Source organism: Streptomyces hiroshimensis (assembly GCF_014650335.1).
GTDB classification, from domain to species: Bacteria; Actinomycetota; Actinomycetes; order Streptomycetales; family Streptomycetaceae; genus Streptomyces; species Streptomyces hiroshimensis.
In genome coordinates this window covers 573,301-591,957 of sequence record NZ_BMUT01000002.1, presented here as the reverse complement: position 1 = coordinate 591,957, position 18,657 = coordinate 573,301, and the positions used below count along the sequence as shown (strand labels likewise).

Here is an 18,657-nt window from a genome sequence, read left to right as displayed (position 1 = left end):
AGAGTGGATCCCGAAGGGCGGCGCGCGTTCGGTGCACGGGTCGCGAACCTGCGAATACAGCGCGGACTGACCCAGAAGGCGCTGGCAAGCTCCGTGGGCCGCACGACGAGCTGGTTGTCACAGGTGGAGCGCGGGGTCCAGCCGGTCAACCGGCTCGATGTTCTGCGCCTCCTCGCAGACGCTCTCGGGGTTCCGGTCAACGAGCTGCGCCCCGACGCACCCCAGCCGGAGTCCGCCGAACCTGCACCCGAGCCCAACGACCTCGATCAGGCGAGGCTGCTCATTTCCGGGCATGCCGCTCTTGGCGCTCTCCTCGCTGCGGAGGAGCCGGAGGAGCGTCCGTCACTGGCGGATCTCCTGGTACGAGTCGACCTCGCGTGGTCTCTTGCGCACGACGGCCGGCTTTCGCAGCTGAGTGCAGAGATGAACACGCTCGTGCCGCAGCTGGAGCGCGCCACGCGAACAGTGGCGGAACGTGAGCGTGCCCAGGCGTTCAGTCTGCTCGCGCGTGCCTATCAGGCGCTGTCGGCGGCCTTCACCCGCCAGAACGAGGCGGATGCAGCCTGGGTGGCGGCGGACCGGTCCATTGCGGCCGCCGAGAGGTCGGGCCGGCCACTGGAGGTTTTCGCGGGTACTTTCCGGTTGGCTCACGCCTTCGTCCGTCTCAGACGGTACGACCAGGCCGACCACACGGCACGCACCGCTGCGAGCGCACTCGCTCGGCACCTGAGCCGCACGGGGGAGACTCCGGAGTCGCTGTCCGTCCTGGGCTCGCTTCACCTTGCGCTCGCGGTCGTCCACGCGAGATGCGGGAGCCGCACGGAGGCCCGGCAGGAGATCGCGACCGCCCGTCGGCTGGCCGCTCGACTGGGCGGAGACCGGAACGATCTGCATCTGGAATTCGGTCCGACGAACGTCGAGGTCCAAGCGGTCGCCATCGCCGTGGACCTCGGCGACGCAGGCGAAGCCCTGGAGGCCGGTGAGTCCCTGAACGCATCGGGCCTGTCCACCGAACGACAGGCCCGCTTGGCACTGGACCTCGGGAGGGCACACGCCCAGCTGCGCCACTCGGGCGAAGCCCTCTCGTACTTCCTCAGAGCCGAGCACCTCGCTCCCGAGATGATGCGTTCACACACTTCGGCACGTTCGGCGATCCGGGATCTGGTGCTGGTGGCCGGCCGTTCCGCCTCCGCCGAACTGAAGGAGCTGGCACGGCGAGCAGATGCGATGCCCTGAGGGGAAAGAGAGCGAGGACCGCGACCTCGTCGTGGCCCGCATCGAGGTCACCAAACAGCCGGCGCCCGAGCATGTGGCCGCGGCCTTGGGCCTGGCTTCGGAAAGCGTCGTTTGCGTGGCTGGCCGAGCGGCAGCTTCAGGTCGGGCACCTGGAGGCGGCCTGCGCGACGTGGCACCGGGTGGTCTTTCCCGTTCTGGAAAGCCCGTCCCCTTGACCTTGATCCCACGCGGTCGGGAGCATCGACGAGACGCGACCGACACCGAGGGGAAGCCATGGGCGCACCGCTGCGGAAGCTGTCCGGAGACCCTGACTGCAAGAACGGCACGTGCCCGGCCTTATGGGGCACGGAGACCAAGGAGAGCTACGTCGTCCAGGGGTACATCGAGACCGACCCGGAGCGGCTGGCGCAGCTCGACCTGCCTGAGGGAGAAATGGCCGTCATCGTCCCGGCTGCTGTGCTTGAGGAGTACTTCCGTGCTCGCCGGTGAGGAGTTCGGCCGTCTCTTCGAGACCTTCGAGCGGACGGCGTTCCGGCTGGAGACGCGGGACGAGTACGACATCGAGGAGGAGCGCGAGGAGTTCGCGCGGTTCCTCGCGGGTGAGGACATGGGACCCGAGTGGGCGGACAACCCTTGGGTGCGGTCGATGACCGGCAAGGGCAAGCGGGTGTCCCGCGTTCACGTGCTCCGGTCCCCGCTGACCGACTATCTGCTTTACGAGCTGTCCGCGTACCCGGGCAACATCAAGGCCGGAGAAGAGATCAGCATCATCGATCTGTCGGAGCAGACCGTCACCGGCCTGCCTGATCATGACTTCTGGCTTTTCGACGACCGGGACGTGTACCGGATGCACTACACCGAGGCCGGTGGGTTCGCCGGCGCCGAGCTGCTGCCCGCAGAACGGCTCCCGGAGTACAGGGACTACCGCGACCGGGTCGTCACCGCCGCTGTGCCGTTTGCTTCCTACTGGGAACGGCACCACTGACCACTGACTCCCTTGGGACAGCCCTGCGGGCGCTGCGCGACGCATCCGGACAGACGGGTGACGCGGTGGCCCGTAGGGCTTCCATGTCTGCGGGCAAGCTCTCGAAGATCGAGAACGGGAAGGTCCGGCCGACCGTCCAAGACGTCGACCTGATCTTGACCGCCCTTGGCGTCGCCGGGGAAGCCAAGGAACAGTTCCTTGCCGCTGCTCGGGCAGCGGCCACAGAAGAGACCGCATGGCGCGTCCTGCGGCGCATGGGCCCGTGGAAACACCAGCGGACCATCCAGGCCATCGAAGCCGGCACGCAAACGCTCAAGCTGTTTCAGGGACAGCTCATTCCCGGGCTGCTCCAGACACCGGAGTACGCATCGGCGGTGCTCAGCCTGCCCCCGGAACTCCCCGCAGAGTCCCGGGCCAGGACCGTAGCCGCCCGGATTGAGCGTCAGGCGACCCTGTACGACCGTGACCGGTCCTTCCACTTCCTGGTCTGCGAGCACGTGCTCCGGTGGCTGATCAGTGAGCCCGTGATCATGGCGCTACAGCTCGACCGCCTGGTGTCGGTGTCCCGGCTGCCCAATGTCTCCTTGGGAGTTGTTCCGGTCGGCCCTCGGATGCCGGACTTCCCCATGACGTGCTTCAGCCTCCATGATGACCGCCTGGTGATCGTGGAGACGTTCCATTCCGAGGTCACCACACGAGACCCGAGGGACGTTCGGCTCTACGCCGACACCTTCGAACGCTTCTCCGCTGTCGCCCTGTACGGCGACGGCATGAGAGCCCTCACGGAGAGCATCCGGAACGAGTTCTTGCCTCAACAGGAAACACGCTAGAACCACCCTCACCGCGAGGCCACGATGTGCCAATGTCCACGGACAACGAAGCAGCCGCACAGCCGACGGCCGGCTCGGTGTTCGTAGCCCACCTCGATCAGGAAGGCACATCATGCCCGACCTGTACAGCCTCACCCTCGACGGCGCTCGGTTCTCCAAAGCATGCGGGGGCAACACGCACCCCGACGGCGAAGCGTGCGTGACGCTCGCCCGCATCGGTGACGACGCCTGGGCCATGGGCGACAGCAAGCGGCCCGGCGCGGAACCGCTGCGCTTCACCACGGCGGAACTGGACGCGGCCGGTATCGACCCGGCCCGCTTCGACCTCACGGCCTGACCCACGGCTTTCACTGCCGTTCGCTGACCGGCGGCCTCCGCTCCCCGGAGAGGACGGAGGCCGCCTTTCCTTTGCTCCGGAACGGGAAGACCAGTTGCACGTTCACGGGTACCTCTGGACCGGCGAGAAGACGACGTTCGACAAGGAGAGCGTCCGCCGTCCGGCGCCCTCGTCGGCACCGACGGCCACCAGCCCCGACGAAGTACAGCAGCGGTACCGGGAAGCAGCGGCGGAGTGGAAGACGACCGACGTTCCGCCGATCGAAACGGCGTACTGGCTGCTGAAGCCGGCCCGGCTGATCCGGGGCACGTGGGAGGAGCCGAAGGAGGCCGCGGACTGGTTGGGGCAGCAGCTCGCCGAGCACGCGTCCCGGTTCGCGTCGGAGCACGACCGGGACGCCACAAGGATGGTTGTCCTCGTTGCCTCCGCCGCCGAGCGTCTGACCCGGGGTGGGGATGTCTCGCTCGGGTTGTACCTGCGAGGGGCCTTGTTCCTGTCGGTGGCGCTGGTGACGTGCTCCCCGAACCGCGCCGAGCCGGAGCTGTCCTGCCCTCTTGGCCCAGGCAGCCTGTCCGCCTCTAGGCTCGCCCCATGAATGCAGCAGACCCGGCTCCCGGCTCCCTGCCCCTGCACTCGGTCGCGGTCGCCGGGGCTGTCATAAGGAACGACGGGCGCATGCTGGCCATCAAGCGTGCAGACAACGGCCAGTGGGCGCTCCCCGGCGGGGTTCTGGAGATCGACGAGGCTCCGGAGGAAGGCGTGCGCCGGGAGGTGCTGGAGGAGACCGGCATCGAGGTCGAGGTGCAGCGGCTGACCGGCGTCTACAAGAACATGGCGCGTAGTGTCGTCGCCCTCGTCTTCCGATGCGTCCCCGTGGGCGGTAGTGAACGCACCTCCGACGAGTCGCTCGCCGTGTCCTGGCTGACCCCCGACGAGGTGACCGCGAGGATGGCGGAGGCCCAGGCGGTGCGGCTGATGGACGCCCTCAGTGACGACGGGCCGCACGTACGCATCCACGACGGCCGGCAGCTGATCACCCCCGGCTGACGCGTCGCGTTCCCTGGCCCGATGGCCCGGTGGCCCGATGGCCCGATGGCCCGATCAGCACGGTCCCCCGCCCCCTGACCGGTTCCCGCCGATGCGGTCTCCCGAACGGTCGCTGTACGTTCGCCAGCGTCCTTCCGGCGGTTCCCGTTCGCGGGGGCCGGGCTCGATGAGGAGCGAGGTCGAGGTCATGGCTGCTGTCGTCACGGCACAGGAACTGCACGCGCGTTACCAGAGGACGTTCGGGCGGGTGGGCGGCTATCTGCCGCGCAACCCCCTCGCGATCGACGAGTTCCAGAAGGGCCTCGCCCAGCGGGCGGCGGACCTCAAGGACGACCTCGACCCCTCCGTGCGGGAGTTCGCGGAGCTCGTTCACTCCGACGGCATCGTCCGGATGTACGTGTCGCAGATGCTCCAGGAGGTTCCGGAGGAGCACCGGCACGTCCGCAGCGTCGACGAGCTGATCCAGCACCTCAACGTCATCGTCGGCTGGGCACCGTCCTACAACCGGGATCCCCTGAAGCAGATCTTCCTGCCGATGTCGGCGCTCTTCGGCTACATGCGGCTGACGCCGTCGGGCGAGGTGGTGTTCCGCAACCAGGCGTTCGGCGAGAGGATCGATGCGATTCTCGGGAAGTGGTGTACGTACCTGGACAGCCGGGAGAGCGCGCACGTGCTCAACGCGCGGGACTGGTTCTCCCAGCCGGCCGTCGAGCTCAACAAGCTCTACGAGTACGAGTGCTGGGACCACCGCGGCGAGGAGCACTGGGGCTTCCAGTCCTTCAACGACTTCTTCCACCGGGCCATCAAGAAGGACTTCAGGCCGCTCGCCGGCAAGGACGACCCCTCGGTCATCGTCGCCTCGAACGACGGCACGGTCTACAACATCGAGCGCGACGTGCCCAGGAGCTCCGACTTCTGGCTCAAGGGCCAGCCGTACTCGCTCGAGAACATGCTCTACGGGCCGGAGTGCAGGTCCGAGTACGTCAGCGCATTCGTCGGCGGCGACGTGTACCAGGCGTTCCTGTCCGTCAGCACCTACCACCGGTGGCACGTGCCGGTGGACGGGACGATCGAGCACCTGGAGATCGTGAAGGGCTATCCGTTCAGCCACGTCGAGTCCGAGAGCCCCGACCCGACCACCTTCAGCCACTCCCAGGGGTATCAGGCGAACATCAGCACCCGCGGCCTGGCGTTCATCAGGACCGGCCCCGAGCTGGGCCGTCGCATGGTGTGCGCCGTGGTGATCGGCATGGAGGAGGTCTCCTCGATCACCTGGGCTCCGGGCATCGAGGTGAACGCCACCGTCACGCGGGGCCAGGAGCTCGGCTGGTTCAGCTACGGCGGCTCCAGCATGGCCCTGGTCTTCCAGCAGGGCATCGTCGACGAGTTCACCGTCCCGTTCAACAACCCGGACCAGCACCCGGACGACGGCCCCGCCGTCTTCGTGAACTCGCAGATCGCACGCGCCCGCTAGCAGCCGACAGCCAGCCAGCACGCACGGTCCGGGCCGTCACCCCAGCGCGAACACCAGCTCCGGCCGTTCCCACGTGACCCCCGGCAGCGTCGCCGGCACCGTCCCCACCCGCACCGCACCCACGCTCCGGTAGAAGCCCTCGGACGGCGGGTGGGAGACGACGCGTACGCGGGACAGCCCTGCGGACCGGGCCCGGTCCTTCATGTGGGCCGCCAGGCGGCGGCCCACACCCCGTCCCTGGGCCGCGTCCGCGACGAACATGAGGTCCAGTTCGGCGGGCGGGCCGAGGAGCAGGGCGTAGAAGCCGAGCAGCGTCCCGTCGTCCCCTTCGGCCGCGAAGACGTCGTGGGCCGCTATGTACTCCGCGGTGACCTCGTAGTCCTCGACCATGGCCGCGTAGCCGCCCCGGTACGCGCCCGAGCCGCGTACCAGTTCCGTGAGCCGTCCCGCGTCCGCTGCCGTGGCGCGTCTGATGATCACCTGTGCCCCCGTACGGGTGAAGTAATAGATCTACTGAGGCAGAGACTATTACCGCACCGGGCGAGAGCCCATGACCGCCGTCACAGCCGCTGAATGATCGTCCCCGTCGCCTGCGCCCCGCCCGCGCACATCGTGATCAGCGCGAACTCCTTGTCCGCCCGCTCCAGCTCGTGCAGCGCGGTCGTGATGAGCCGGGCCCCCGTCGCACCGACCGGGTGGCCGAGGGCTATCGCGCCGCCGTTGACGTTGATCTTCTGCAGGTCCTGTTCGAAGACCTGGGCCCAGGACAGGACGACCGAGGCGAAGGCCTCGTTGATCTCCACGAGGTCGATGTCGCGGAGCGACATGCCCGCCTTGCCGAGGACGGCGCGCGTGGCGTCGATCGTGCCGTCGAGGTGGAAGTGCGGGTCGGCCCCGACGAGCGCCTGGGCGACGATACGGGCCCGGGGGCGCAGCTTCAGCGCGCGGGCCATCCGCTTCGACGCCCACATCAGCGCGCACGCGCCGTCCGATATCTGCGAGGAGTTGCCGGCGGTGTGGACGGCGGTGGGCATGACGGGCTTGAGCCCGCCGAGCGCTTCGGTGCTCGTGTCGCGCAGCCCCTCGTCGCGGTCGACGAGCCGCCACATGCCCTGCCCCGCGTACTGCTCCTCCTCCGTCGTCGGCACCTGGACGGCGAACGTCTCGCGCTTGAAGCGCTCCTCGGCCCAGGCGCGGGCGGCCCGCTGCTGGGAGAGGAGGCCGAGTTCGTCGACGTTCTCGCGGGTCAGGCCGCGCTTGCGGGCGATGCGTTCGGCGGCCTCGAACTGGTTGGGCAGGTCGACGCTCCACTCGTCGGGGAAGGGCTTGCCCGGCCCGTGCTTGGAGGCGCTGCCCAGCGGGACGCGGGACATGGCCTCCACGCCGCACGCGATGCCGACGTCGACGACGCCGCCCGCGATCATGTTGGCGACGAGGTGGTTGGCCTGCTGCGAGGAGCCGCACTGGCAGTCGACGGTGGTGGCCGCGGTCTCGTACGGCAGGCCCATGGCCAGCCAGGCGGTGCGCGCGGGGTTCATGGACTGCTCGCCGGCGTGGGTGACCGTGCCGCTGACGATCTGCTCGACGCAGTCGGGCTGGATCCCGGTGCGGGCGAGCACCTCCCGGTAGGTCTCGCCCAGCAGGTAGGCGGGGTGGAGATTGGCGAGCGTGCCTCCGCGCCGGCCGATGGGGGTGCGTACGGCTTCGACGATGACGGGTTCCGCGGCCATGGTTCGTCCTCTCGTGGCATCCGCTGGGCGTCCCGGCGCCCCCGGCAAACAAGAACACGTTCTTATTCCGCTCGTTCGCTCGCAGTCTTATGAGCGCTACCCCCGGTACGCAAGAGTCGCGCACGTGCTGCGCCCGCGACAGATGGCCTCGCGCCCTCCCTTGCCGCCCGCCGGGCGCCGTCACTACCTTCAGGACATAGCTGATGGACCGTCAGAGACGGTCAGGCACGCACCGTCAGACATGGAGGGGCCGATGCCCTGTCCCGCGCTCCCCGACGGCTTCGACTTCACCGACCCCGACGTCTACCACCACCGCGTTCCCCTCCCGGAGTTCGCGGCGCTGCGGCGCACCGCACCGGTGTGGTGGAACGCCCAGCCCCACGGCATCGCCGGCTTCGACGACGACGGCTACTGGGTGGTCACCCGCCACGCGGACGTGAAGGAGGTGTCCACGCGCCCGGACCTCTACTCCGCCGCCCTCAACACCTCGATCATCCGCTTTAACGAGCACATATCCCGCGACCAGATCGACGTCCAGCGGCTCATCATGCTCAACATGGACCCGCCCGAGCACACCCGCGTCCGCCAGATCGTGCAGCGCGGCTTCACGCCGCGCGCGGTCCGCTCCCTGGAGGCGGCCCTGCGTGGGCGCGCGGCCGCGATCGTGGCCGCGGCACGGGAGCGCGGCAGCGGCGACTTCGTCACCGACGTCGCCTGCGAGCTGCCGCTGCAGGCGATCGCCGAGCTCATCGGCGTCCCGCAGGAGGACCGGGCCCGCATCTTCGACTGGTCCAACAAGATGATCGCCTACGACGACCCCGAGCTGGCGATCACCGAGGAGGTCGGTGCGAACTCCGCGATGGAGCTCATCTCGTACGCGATGAACCTGGCCGCCGCACGCAAGGAGTGCCCGGCGAAGGACATCGTCAGCCGGCTGGTCGCCGCCGAGGACGAGGGCAACCTGGCCTCCGACGAGTTCGGCTTCTTCGTGCTGCTGCTGGCCGTCGCCGGCAACGAGACCACGCGCAACGCCATCAGCCACGGCATGCACGCCTTCCTCACCCACCCCGGCCAGTGGGAGCTCTACAAGCGCGAGCGCCCCGCGACCGCGGCGGAGGAGATCGTCCGCTGGGCGACGCCCGTCGTCTCCTTCCAGCGCACGGCCACGCGCGACACCGAGCTCGGCGGCGCCCGCATCCGCGCAGGTCAGCGCGTGGGCATCTTCTACGCCTCCGCCAACAACGACCCCGAGGTCTTCACGGACCCCGAGGTCTTCGACATCACCCGTGACCCCAACCCGCACCTCGGCTTCGGCGGCGGCGGGCCGCACTTCTGCCTCGGCCGGTCGCTGGCCGCGCTGGAGATCGACCTCGTCTTCAACGCGGTCGCCGACACGCTCCCGGACATCCGGCTGGAGGGCGAGCCGCGGCGGTTGCGGTCGGCCTGGCTGAACGGGATCAAGGAGCTGAAGGTCCGCTACGGGTGACCTGCGGCCGGCGGCCGACGACCCGTAGCCGGTAGCCGGTAGCCGGTAGCTGATTCATCGTCAATTTCCTTTGCCTGCAGGGGAATAGTCCGTACCGGAACCTTGTACGGCGACGGCCGCGGACTTACTCTCGGGTACACCTTCCGGGCAGGCCGTTCGTCACGCCCCACGCCCGTCACAGCACCGACCCGCGCGATGCGGCGGGACACGGCGGCCACCCGTCCGGCAGCTCTCATCCGAGGCTCTCCGAGGGGACGATCAGCATGAAGGACGCTCAAGGCAGACCGGTCACGGGACGGGTCAGGTGGCGCAGGTTCGCCGTCCTGGCCGTGCCCGGCTTCGCGGCCACGGCGGCGCTGGCCGTCGCGCTCGCCGAAGGGGCCCTCGCGGCCTCGTTCGCCGTGTCGGGCCAGCAGTTCAAGGTCTCGGCCGACAGCCTGGAGGGCAAGGGTTTCGCGCAGTACGGCGGCGTGGACACCAACGCGCGCGGCGACCTGCTGCCCGTGGCGGTCACCGCGATCAAGGAGGCCGAGCTGACGAAGCTCTGCCAGTCCGTGGTCACCCACCTGCCCGTCATCGGGGACATCTCCCTCAACCTGACGGCGGGCGGGAGCGGCACCCCGGTGCAGGCCCGCAACCTCTTCATCGACGCCACCCAGCTGGGCGGCGACGCCGAGTTCACGAACATCGAGATCGGGCGCGACGCCTCCACCCTCGACAAGGGCCCGGACAGCGCCCAGGGCATGCAGGACCTCTTCGCCCAGCAGGCCGACCGCGTCAGCATGAAGAAGGTCCGGCAGGTCGCCTGGGCGACCAACGCAGGAACGTTCAAGCTCGCCGGCCTGCACATGAGCATCTTCAAGGGCAAGCAGGAGTGCTTCTGACGTGGCGGCCGGCACCGAGCCCGCCGCCACCCGCCCCCGGCGCCGCCCGTGGGCCGCGTGGCGCCGGTGGCGCAAGGCGCGGCCCTTCTGGGGCGGCCTCGCCGCCGTGCTCGCAGGGGCGGAGATCGCCGCCATCCCGCTGGCGCCGCTGAAGATCATGCTCCATCAGGGGATCGCGGGCATCCCCTCGGTCCTGATGGGCCTGGTCATGGTGCTGATGGGCCTGAGCGCGTGGTTCGCGCCGCAGTACCGGACCCTCGCCGGGGTGGTGACCGTGATGCTCGCGGCCGCGGCGCTGGTGATGTCGAACCTGGGCGGGTTCCTCTTCGGCACGATCCTCGGCGTGATCGGCGGGGCCATGGTCTTCGCCTGGCAGCCGGTACCGGCGTCGGCGGCGCCGGCGGGCCCCGTACAGGACGGGCCGCCTCCCGTACCCCCCATGCCTCCCGTACCGCCGGAGCCGCAGCCGCAGCCACAGCCGGAGCCGGGGCCACAGCCCCCGCCTGTGCAGGCGCCCTCCGATCCCCCCGCGCACCTCCCACACAAGGAGACCCGATGACCTACGCGACCTCTCGCAGACTCCGTCCCCGCGCCCTCCTCGCCTGCGGTGCCGGGCTGGCCGCCACCGCCGCCCTCACCCTCACCGGTGCCGCGGGCGCCCAGGCGGGCCCGTCCGCCGGTCCGGCCGTCGCCGCGGGCCCCACCACCGTCACCCCGGCCGGCCACTCCTTCGCGGCCACGCTCAACGGGAAGGCCACGTTCAAGGCCGGTTCGGTGACCGCCACGTGTACGGTCTCCAGCTCGCAGCCGTCGGACGGCTCCGGCAACAACCGGATACCGGACGCGCCCGGCAACCAGAACCCCGCAGGCCCGGTCTCCAGCAGCATCAACCCGCCCACGTACTCCGGCTGCACCGCCAGCATCGCCGGGGTGACCGCGACCGTCACCACGTCCGGCACGTGGGGCGTGGCCATGCAGTACGGGTCGCCGGCCACCGCCACCCTGACCATCCCGTCCGGCGGCTTCGTCCTGGAGTCCAAGGGCCTGGCCAACTGCACCATCACGGCCGCACCGACCGCGCCCGCGGACATCGTCACGACCTACACCAACGGTGCTCCGTCCCAGCTCACGGTCGCCAACGCCGCGGTCCCGGTGAAGGTCACCGGCGGATTCGGCTGCCCGACCAGCGCGACGTCGTCGGTCTTCAACGCCGTCTACGACGTCACCGACACCACCGACCCGGGCTCCCAGATCACCGTGAGCGGCTGAGAGCGCCGGGGGGCTCCGTGCCCTCTGCAGGCAGCGGATCGCTCTCCCTGCGCGCCGCCGGCACCTTGCCGAAGGCCCGCCGCCCCGGACCGCTCAGCGCGTACTGGATGGCGAACCCGCACAGCACGACGAGCGCACCGCCGACCGCGTCGAGCACGTAGTGGTTGGCGGTGCCGACGATCACCGAGAACGTCAGCAGCGGGTAGAGCATGCCGAGGCACTTCATCCACAGCCTGGGCGCGACGACGGCGATCACGGTGCCGCACCACAGCGACCAGCCGATGTGCAGCGACGGCATCGCCGCGTACTGGTTGGACAGCTCCGTCAGCGCCCCGAAGTCGGGGTTGTCGAGGTCCTGCGGTCCGTTGACCGTGTCGACGAAGCCGAGGCCGGGCATCAGCCGCGGCGGCGCCAGCGGATAGGACCAGAAGCCGGCCAGCGCGAGCAGCGTGGCCAGGGACAGCGCGGTCCTGGCCCAGCGGTAGGTGCCGGGGCGGCGCACGTAGAGATAGACCAGCAGGGACACCGGCACCAGGAAGTGGAAGGTGCCGTAGTAGTAGTTCATGCCGTCGGTGAGCCAGCCGGTGCGCGCCACGAAGCGGTTGAAGCCGTGCTCGACGTCGAGGTGCAGGAACTCCTCCAGGCCGAGGATCTGCCGGCCGTGGGACTCGGCGAGGGAGCGCTCGTCCGGGGCCTGGCCGCGGATGAACGCGTAGGCGAAGTAGCCGACTCGTATCAGCATCAGCTCCAGCAGGACGTTCGGCCGGGTGAGCGGGCGCCTCCAGAAGCGGAGGAGCGGCACCCAGGCGAAGCGGCCCTGCTGCGGCTCGGTCACCGGCGTCGGTGCGGGCCGCGCCCAGTCCTCCGCGGTGCGGGGGAGGAAGGGCACCGCGCAGGCGGCGAGGAGCGCGGCGAGCAGCGGGGCGTTGTCGCCGAGGGGGCGCAGGAACGGGTTGTCCGGCATCAGCACGGTGCTCGTGAGCGTCATCACCAGGACGACGAGTACGGGCCACACCAGCCGGTCGGCGCGGCGCTTGCCGACCCGGCCGGCGACCGCGAGCAGGATCCACAGCTGCTGGTGCTGCCAGGCGGTCGGCGAGATCGCGACGGCGGTGCAGCCGGCGACGGCGGTCGCCAGCAGGATCTGCCCGTCGAGGGCGTAGCGCGCGGCGCGGCGCAGGCCGAGCACGGCGACGGCCGCGGCCAGCAGCCCGTACAGCGCCGGCTCGGCCGGGCCGCGCAGGCCGAGGCGCAGCAGCAGGCCGTGCAGGGACTGGTTGGCGAGCCCGTCGGGCGCGTGGCCGAGGCCGGCGCCGGCGATGTGGTGGACCCAGTACGTCCACGAGTCGTCCGGCATGAACACCCACGTGAGCACCGAGCAGGCCACGAAGGTGACAGCGGTGGCGGCGGCCGCGCGGCGGCGGCCCGTCAGCCACAGCAGGACGGCGAAGAGCAGCACGGCGGGCTGCAGCGCCGCGGCGAGCCCGATGAGCAGGCCGCTCGTACGGCCGGAGCCCTGCGCGAGGCGGGGCAGGCAGCAGCCGAGGAGCACCAGCAGGACGGGGATGATGCTCGTCTGCCCGAGCGTGAAGGTGTTCCGCACGGGCAGCGAGAGCACGGTGAGGATGACGGCAACGGGCGCGGCGAGCAGGGCGGTACGGCGCGGGACCGGCCCGGGGAGGGAGCGGGCGGCGACGAGCGCGAGGACCACGACCAGCAGGAGCGTGCCCAGCGTCCAGAAGATGCCGAGGCTCTGCTCGGCGGCCTTCGTCAGCGGTTTGAGCACGAGCCCCGAGAAGGGGGTGCCGGTGAACCGGTCCGTGTCGTAGAGCGAGCCCCGGATGCGCAGGACACCGTTGTCACCGATCCATCGCCCGAGGTCGGTGAAGCGCCGCTCGGGAGGCAGCCGCAGCACCACGGCGGCCTGACGCACGGCCAGCAGCCCCGCGAGGAGCCACAGCGCACCCAGGACGAGACCGGTCCTCGACCCCGCTCCCGGCGGACTTCCCAGCCCGCCTCTCTGTGCATTCGCCACGCCCCGCAGCTCCTCCTCCAGTCGCCTGTCGCGGTCACCTTCGTAGAGCTCTTTGAGACCTTACTGAGTCCGGAAGAAGAGACGCAGGTCACTGTCGAGACACCTGACAACTTCCTTCGGGTGGCGGGATGACACGGGTGGGCGGGCGGCCGCGCGGGTAATCTCTCCGGCCCCGAACGGCCCGAACGGCCCCAAGGGCCTCAGCGGCCCGACGTGACGAGAGGGACGACCGGTGGCGGCAAGGGCATGCGGAGGCACCGCACCGCAATGTCCTACGGCCGTGCACGGCCCGAATGTACGGGCGGCTGCCCGGGCGTCACGTCCCGCTCTTCCCCCGGTCCCGTCGCGCGTCGTGGTCCCGTCTGGGGAGCGCGTCCCCGTCGTGGGGCTGTTCCGCGTCCGAGCCGCACAGTTCGGTGGTGAGTTCGCGGACGAGGGCGTCGAGGTCCGTCGGGCGGTCCGGGGTCCACCAGTTGCCGAGGAGGTCGGCGAGGGACTCCTCGCGGGCCCGGAAGAGCAGGCCCGCGACGCGCCGTCCCTCGTCGGTGAGGACCAGGGGCAGGCCCTCGCGGCGGGCGAGGCCGCGGACCTCCAGCTGGACGGCGGCCTCGGTGACGGCGCGCAGGGGGATGTCGACGCGCTCGGCGAGCAGGGACGGTTCGACGGACCCGTAGCGGTTCATGCGCAGGAGCATCCAGCTCGCGGCGGGCCGCAGGTCGAGCCCCGCCCGCTCGGTGATCACCTCGTAGATCTTCTTGCGGCCCTCGCGGCTGCCGAGCAGGGACAGCGCGCGGGCGACCTCGTCGCGCGAGGAGCGCTCGACGGGGTTGCTGGAGATGACCTCGCTGGTGTCGGGCGCGGTGACGCTGCCCCGCAGCGGCTCCTCCCTGAGCAGCCAGGCGAGGGCGAAGGCGACCAGCGCGGCGGGCACCGCGTAGAGGAAGACGTCGGTGATCGACTCGGAGTAGGCCGCGAGGACCCCCGCCCGCTCCCCCGGCGGGAGGGCGGAGACCGCCCGCGGGTCGGCCTGGAGCCTGCCGGGGCTGACGCCCGCGGGGAGCCGCGCGCCGGAGAGGGCGTCGGCGATGCGCGGCCCGAGCTTGTTGGCGAAGATCGTGCCGAAGATGGAGACGCCGAAGGAGGCGCCGATGGAGCGGAAGAAGGTGGCGCCGGAGGTGGCCACGCCGAGGTCGCGGTAGGCGACCGCGTTCTGCACGATCAGGACGAGGACCTGCATGACGAGGCCGAGCCCGAAGCCGAAGACGAAGAAGTACGCGCTCATCTCGCCGGTGCCGCTGGCCGTGTCGAGCCGGTGCAGCAGGAGCAGGCCCACGGTCATCACGGCCGTGCCGGCGATCGGGAAGACCTTGTAGTGGCCGGTGCGGCTGACGATCTGGCCGGAGGCGGTCGAGGCGATCAGCAGCCCGGCCACCATCGGCAGCATGTGCACCCCGGACATGGTCGGCGAGACACCCTGTACGACCTGCAGGAACGTCGGCAGGTAGGTCATCGAGCCGAACATCGCGAAGCCGACGACGAAGCCGATCACCGAGCAGAGCGCGAAGGTGCGGATCCGGAAGAGCTTCAGCGGCAGGACGGGCTCCGCCGCGCGCCGCTCCACCCGTACGAAGGGGACGAGCAGCGCCACACCGAGCACGCCGAGGCCGATGATCTGCCAGGACGACCAGGGGTAGGTCGTGCCGCCGAGCGAGGTCATCAGGACCAGGCAGGTGGCGACGACGGCGATGAGGAACGTGCCGAGGTAGTCGATGCGGTGCGGGGTGCGGCGGGCCGGGATGTGCAGGACGGCGGCGATGGTGAAGAGGGCGACGATGCCGATGGGGACGTTGATGTAGAAGACCCAGCGCCAGCTGAGGTGGTCGACGAACAGGCCGCCGAGGAGCGGGCCGAGCACGCTCGTACCGCCGAAGACCGCGCCGAACAGGCCCTGGTAGCGGCCGCGGTCCCGGGGCGGCACGAGGTCGCCGACGATCGCCATCGACAGCACCATCAGCCCGCCGCCGCCGAGGCCCTGCAGGGCGCGGAAGCCGATGAGCTCGCCCATGTTCTGGGCGATGCCGCACAGCACGGAGCCGGCGAGGAAGATGACGATGGCCGTCTGGAAGAGCTTCTTGCGCCCGTACTGGTCGCCGAGCTTGCCCCACAGGGGGGTCGCGGCGGTGGAGGCGAGCAGGTACGCGGTGACGACCCACGAGAGGTGTTCGAGCCCCCCGAGGTCGCTGACGATCGTGGGCAGGGCGGTGGAGACGATCGTCTGGTCCAGGGCGGCCAGCAGCATGCCGAGCAGCAGGGCCCCCATCGCGACGAGGACGGTGCGCCGTGGCTGCCCCTCGCCGGGCGCGGGCAGGGGCTCGGGCTCCGCGGCCACGGTGGGGCCCGGGGTGTCGTCCACCATGGGCGCTCCTCGGGTCTCCTGGGAGGTCTGGGGGATCTGGGGTTCGGGGGTCTGGGGGGTGCCGGGGTGACGCGCACTCCCATCGTGGTCCGGATCGCCCCGTCCGGCCCGCCGGGATAGGCCATTGGCTTTCCGGGTGGGACTTTTTGTATCGTTAGGAAACAAAGTGGTCCCGCCCGTATTCCCTGACCGGCGGGCGGGACCGCCTTGCCTTTCTCCCGCGCCCTGGAGCCGTCGATGCAGGCCTTCGCCCCCACCACGACCACGCTGACCGCCCGCGCCCTGCTCCTGGACATGGACGGGACGATCGTCAACTCCGATGCCGTCGTGGAGCGCTGCTGGCGCGGCTGGGCCGCCGAGCACGGCCTCGACGGCGACGCGGTGATGAAGGTCGTCCACGGCCGCCAGGGCTACGCCACGATGGCCGTGCTGCTCCCGGACCGCCCGATGGAGCAGAACCACGCCGACAACCGCCGGATGCTCGCCGCCGAGACCGCCGACGTCGACGGCGTCGTCCCGGTCGCCGGCGCCCCGGCCTTCATGGCGGCCCTCGCCGCCCTCCCCCACGCGCTGGTCACCTCCGCCGACCGCGCCCTGGCCGAGGCCCGCATGGGCGCGGCGGGCCTGCCCATGCCGGAGGTCCGCGTGACCGCGGAGTCCGTCGGCGCGAGCAAGCCGGACCCGGAGGGCTTCCTCAAGGGTGCCGCGGCCCTGGGCTTCGCCCCCGCGGACTGCATCGTCTTCGAGGACTCCGAGGCGGGCATCGCGGCCGGCAAGGCGGCGGGCATGCGCGTGGTGGGCGTCGGCCCGCGCGCGGCGGCCCACGGCCCGGACGTCCACGTCGCGGACCTGACCCGGATACGCGTGGAGGCGGCCGCGGACGGCGGCATCACGCTCCACGTCTCGGCCTGACCCGCACTACCCGCACCACCCACACCTGCCTGCGCCGAAGGGCCCCGCACGCGGTCGTGCGGGGCCCTTCGGCGCAGGCAGGGCGGGAGCCGGGCGGCTCAGCCCGCGACCGCCTCGTACAGGCTGAAGCCCGCCAGGCCCAGCATCACCACCGCCGCCACCTTCGTGATCAGCGCCAGCGGTACGTGCTTCATCAGGGTGCGGCCGCCGACGATGCCCAGGCCCGCGACGGCCCACAGGGCCAGCACCGCACCCAGGCCCACCGACAGGGGGTCGTCGTAGCGGGCGGCGAGGTTGGCGGTCATGATCTGGGTGAGGTCGCCGAACTCCGCGACGAGGATCAGCATGAAGCCGGCCCCCGAGACCTTCCAGAAGGACTGGTCGGCGGGCTTGCGCAGCTCCTCGTCGTCCTCGTCCTTCTTGAACAGGAGCATGATCGCGCCCGCGAGGAAGAGCAGGCCGACCACGCACTGGACGAGGCGGTGCGGCAGCAGCGTCAGGACGCTGCCGGCGGCGATGGCGAGCGCGACGTGCACGGCGAAGGCGGCGGCGACCCCGGCGAAGACGTAGCTCGCGCGGTAGCGGGTGCCGAGCATGAGGCCGGCCAGGGCGGTCTTGTCGGGCAGCTCGGCGAGGAAGACGACGCCGAAGGCCAGGGCGGCGACGGTGATGCTGAACACGGAAGGCATTCCCTCAGTCGGTGGGGTGCTGCCGCACCGAGGGGACCTGAGTCATTCAGGGGTCGCTTCGGCACGGCAGCGTCGTGGACACTGCGGCCGAAGGTCTCGCTGGCGGGCGTGAACGCCTGCCTCCGGGCGCCGGCCGAGGCGAGCTCGGCAGTATGTCGACGGTCCGGCGAAGAGCTACTCCCCTTCTGCTCCGTACAGGGTACGCGACCGGCGGACGAATCGCCTCGGCCTGCGGATCACCCGGCCGCCGCCTGCACACCCGGCCGACCGCCCACCGCCCGCACGCCCGGCAGCATGCCCACGAACGCGCCCGGCGGCGTGACCGGCGCGCCCCGCACGGCCCGGACGCCCCGCCCCCGCCCGAACGACCCGCACCGCCCGAACGACCCGAACGACCGCTTACCGACGGTCACATGGCGACCTGTCAGGAATCCGCCGGAGCTCCGCACCGATCGCGGTCAAGGTCACGTGAACGGACCCTTGCCTTGTCATGATCGCGTCGTCACCCTGTTACCTGGCGACCACCCCCAGGAAACCGGGCGCCGCGATCCTGGCCGCTCGCGACGGCCGAAGACCCCCCACTCCACAGGGAGTTCCCATGTCCGGAACCGCAATACGCATCCCCTCCGCCGCGCGCGGTCTCTACGCGCGTCGCACCGCCGTGGCGTGCAGCCTCGCCGCGCTGGTCGGCTCGCTCGCCCTCGGCGGGGGCACCGCCCACGCCGCCCCGCCCACCCCGCCCGACGCCGCGACCGTGCGCGGCTACCTCGGCGAGCTGCAGGTGAGCCCCGAGGGCTCCATGGACGGCTACAGCCGTACGAAGTTCCCGCACTGGATCACCCAGTCCGGGCAGTGCAACACCCGCGAGGTCGTCCTCAAGCGCGACGGCGAGAACGTGCAGCAGGACGCCAAGTGCGCCGCCGTCTCCGGCACCTGGAACTCCCCCTACGACGGCGCCACCTGGCACGACGCCCAGGACATCGACATCGACCACATCGTGCCGCTCGCCCAGGCCTGGCGCTCGGGCGCCAACACCTGGACCACGGCGCAGCGCCAGGCGTTCGCCAACGACCTGACCCGGCCGCAGCTGATCGCGGTGACCGACCGCGTCAACCAGGCGAAGGGCGACAAGGACCCGGCGCAGTGGATGCCGCCGCTGAACTCCTACGCCTGCACGTACGCGCGGATGTGGGTCACGGTGAAGCACTACTACAAGCTGACCGTCGACTCCGCCGAGAAGGACAAGCTGACGGCCGTCCTCAACGGCTGCTGAGGCGGCCGCTGAGGCGGATTTCACACAGTGGGGCGGTCCGGATCGATATCCGGA

The 18,657-nt window shown here is 70.7% G+C and carries 19 protein-coding genes; 14 read left to right on the top strand and 5 right to left on the bottom strand.

What is annotated here, in order from left to right:
- Nucleotides 1-3: 3 nt before the first annotated feature.
- From IE241_RS08025 to IE241_RS07990, 8 genes are all read left to right on the top strand, one after another.
- Nucleotides 4-1,236, top strand: a complete 1,233-nt coding sequence (locus IE241_RS08025; protein ID WP_190020904.1) for a helix-turn-helix domain-containing protein — start codon at nt 4-6, stop codon at nt 1,234-1,236.
- A 273-nt stretch (nt 1,237-1,509) separates the two neighbouring features.
- Nucleotides 1,510-1,725: a hypothetical protein gene (locus IE241_RS08020; protein WP_190020903.1), complete on the top strand. Its 216-nt coding sequence runs from the start codon at nt 1,510-1,512 to the stop codon at nt 1,723-1,725.
- Nucleotides 1,712-2,221 (top strand): DUF6879 family protein, encoded by a 510-nt coding sequence (locus tag IE241_RS08015; RefSeq protein ID WP_190020902.1) that lies wholly within the window; start codon nt 1,712-1,714, stop codon nt 2,219-2,221. Before IE241_RS08020 ends, IE241_RS08015 begins: the two co-directional genes overlap by 14 nt.
- Nucleotides 2,203-3,051 carry a helix-turn-helix domain-containing protein gene (locus IE241_RS08010; protein ID WP_308433653.1) on the top strand — a complete coding sequence of 283 codons (849 nt, stop codon included), beginning with the start codon at nt 2,203-2,205 and terminating at the stop codon, nt 3,049-3,051. The genes IE241_RS08015 and IE241_RS08010 overlap by 19 nt, the downstream gene beginning before the upstream one ends.
- Nucleotides 3,052-3,163: 112 nt before the next feature.
- Nucleotides 3,164-3,388, top strand: a complete 225-nt coding sequence (locus IE241_RS08005) for a DUF397 domain-containing protein (protein WP_190020901.1) — start codon at nt 3,164-3,166, stop codon at nt 3,386-3,388.
- Nucleotides 3,389-3,482: 94 nt separating this feature from the next.
- The gene (locus tag IE241_RS08000; RefSeq protein WP_190020900.1) at nt 3,483-3,983 is read left to right on the top strand and encodes a hypothetical protein; all 501 of its coding nucleotides are present in this window, start codon (nt 3,483-3,485) and stop codon (nt 3,981-3,983) included.
- Nucleotides 3,980-4,435: an NUDIX hydrolase gene (locus tag IE241_RS07995; RefSeq protein ID WP_190020899.1), complete on the top strand. Its 456-nt coding sequence runs from the start codon at nt 3,980-3,982 to the stop codon at nt 4,433-4,435. The genes IE241_RS08000 and IE241_RS07995 overlap by 4 nt, the downstream gene beginning before the upstream one ends.
- 187 nt (nt 4,436-4,622) lie before the next feature.
- Nucleotides 4,623-5,909 (top strand): phosphatidylserine decarboxylase family protein, encoded by a 1,287-nt coding sequence (locus tag IE241_RS07990; protein WP_190020898.1) that lies wholly within the window; start codon nt 4,623-4,625, stop codon nt 5,907-5,909.
- Nucleotides 5,910-5,945: 36 nt separating this feature from the next.
- On the opposite strand, the gene IE241_RS07985 is transcribed toward IE241_RS07990, so the two are convergent.
- Both IE241_RS07985 and IE241_RS07980 read right to left on the bottom strand, forming a co-directional pair.
- Nucleotides 5,946-6,389, bottom strand: coding sequence for a GNAT family N-acetyltransferase (locus tag IE241_RS07985; RefSeq protein WP_190020897.1), 444 nt, complete (start codon nt 6,387-6,389; stop codon nt 5,946-5,948).
- Between the two features lie 80 nt (nt 6,390-6,469).
- On the bottom strand, nt 6,470-7,639 hold the full coding sequence (locus tag IE241_RS07980; protein WP_190020896.1) for a steroid 3-ketoacyl-CoA thiolase: 1,170 nt from the start codon (nt 7,637-7,639) through the stop codon (nt 6,470-6,472).
- 253 nt (nt 7,640-7,892) lie between these two features.
- Here IE241_RS07980 and IE241_RS07975 point away from each other — a divergent pair, with 253 nt between their 5' ends.
- From IE241_RS07975 to IE241_RS07960, 4 genes are all read left to right on the top strand, one after another.
- A complete protein-coding gene (locus tag IE241_RS07975) occupies nt 7,893-9,125 on the top strand; it encodes a cytochrome P450 (RefSeq protein ID WP_190020895.1) in 1,233 nt (410 codons plus the stop codon).
- A gap of 263 nt (nt 9,126-9,388) precedes the next feature.
- Nucleotides 9,389-10,009: a DUF6230 family protein gene (locus tag IE241_RS07970; RefSeq protein WP_190020894.1), complete on the top strand. Its 621-nt coding sequence runs from the start codon at nt 9,389-9,391 to the stop codon at nt 10,007-10,009.
- Between the two features lies 1 nt (nt 10,010).
- Complete coding sequence (locus IE241_RS07965; RefSeq protein WP_229898905.1) at nt 10,011-10,568, top strand: DUF6114 domain-containing protein; 558 nt, start codon at nt 10,011-10,013, stop codon at nt 10,566-10,568.
- Entirely contained in the window at nt 10,565-11,278 is a 714-nt protein-coding gene (locus tag IE241_RS07960) for a hypothetical protein (protein ID WP_190020893.1), read from the top strand. The genes IE241_RS07965 and IE241_RS07960 overlap by 4 nt, the downstream gene beginning before the upstream one ends.
- Here the strand turns inward: IE241_RS07960 and IE241_RS07955 are convergent.
- On the bottom strand, nt 11,262-13,313 hold the full coding sequence (locus IE241_RS07955) for a bifunctional glycosyltransferase 87/phosphatase PAP2 family protein (RefSeq protein WP_190020892.1): 2,052 nt from the start codon (nt 13,311-13,313) through the stop codon (nt 11,262-11,264). The genes IE241_RS07960 and IE241_RS07955 overlap by 17 nt on opposite strands.
- A 316-nt stretch (nt 13,314-13,629) precedes the next feature.
- On the bottom strand, nt 13,630-15,729 hold the full coding sequence (locus tag IE241_RS07950; RefSeq protein WP_190020891.1) for an MDR family MFS transporter: 2,100 nt from the start codon (nt 15,727-15,729) through the stop codon (nt 13,630-13,632).
- Nucleotides 15,730-15,966: 237 nt separating this feature from the next.
- Here IE241_RS07950 and IE241_RS07945 point away from each other — a divergent pair, with 237 nt between their 5' ends.
- Nucleotides 15,967-16,641 (top strand): HAD-IA family hydrolase, encoded by a 675-nt coding sequence (locus IE241_RS07945; RefSeq protein ID WP_190021092.1) that lies wholly within the window; start codon nt 15,967-15,969, stop codon nt 16,639-16,641.
- A 98-nt stretch (nt 16,642-16,739) separates the two neighbouring features.
- On the opposite strand, the gene IE241_RS07940 is transcribed toward IE241_RS07945, so the two are convergent.
- Nucleotides 16,740-17,321: a TMEM165/GDT1 family protein gene (locus tag IE241_RS07940; RefSeq protein WP_190020890.1), complete on the bottom strand. Its 582-nt coding sequence runs from the start codon at nt 17,319-17,321 to the stop codon at nt 16,740-16,742.
- A gap of 607 nt (nt 17,322-17,928) precedes the next feature.
- Between IE241_RS07940 and IE241_RS07935 the strand changes: the two genes are divergently transcribed.
- Entirely contained in the window at nt 17,929-18,603 is a 675-nt protein-coding gene (locus IE241_RS07935; RefSeq protein ID WP_190020889.1) for an HNH endonuclease family protein, read from the top strand.
- Nucleotides 18,604-18,657: the final 54 nt, after the last annotated feature.